Here is a 567-nt window from a genome sequence, read left to right on the forward strand (position 1 = left end):
CCGACCACGAAGCCCACCACCACCTGGTTGTTGTCCATGTGATAGAGGAACGAGCCGCCGTAGGTATCGTTCTCCAGCGGCCAGCCGGCGGTGTGCATCACCAGCCCCGGCTTGTGCTTCGCCGGATCGATTTCCCACAGTTCCTTGATGCCGATGCCGTAGACCTGCAGATCGACGCCTTCGCGCAGCCTGAATTTATCGTTCAGCTGACGGCCGAGGTGGCCGCGCGCGCCTTCGCAGAACAGCGTGTACTTCGCGTGCAGCTCCATGCCGAGCTGGAAGTTTTCGGTCGGCTCGCCGTCCTTGCCGATGCCGAGGTTGCCGGTCGCGACACCTTTCACGGATCCGTCATCGTTGTACAGCACTTCAGCGGCCGGAAAGCCCGGGAAAATCTCGACGCCCAGCGCCTCAGCCTGCTGACCCAGCCAGCGCGTGACGTTCGCGAGGCTGATCACGTAGTTGCCGTGGTTCTTGAAGTTGTCCGGCAGCGCCCAGGTCGGCACGCTCTTCGAGCCGGTTTCCGTCAGGAAGAGGAACCTGTCTTCGGTCACGTCCACCGTGAGCGGC

General features: G+C 63.0%; 1 protein-coding gene. It reads right to left on the reverse strand.

Going from position 1 to position 567, the window contains the following annotated elements; translation table 11 throughout:
- Positions 1 to 567 (reverse strand): NAD(P)/FAD-dependent oxidoreductase (locus HV744_RS36705; RefSeq protein ID WP_175154105.1); only part of this gene is annotated, 567 nt, incomplete at both ends.

Source organism: Paraburkholderia ultramafica, from assembly GCF_902859915.1.
Lineage (GTDB): Bacteria > Pseudomonadota > Gammaproteobacteria > Burkholderiales > Burkholderiaceae > Paraburkholderia > Paraburkholderia ultramafica.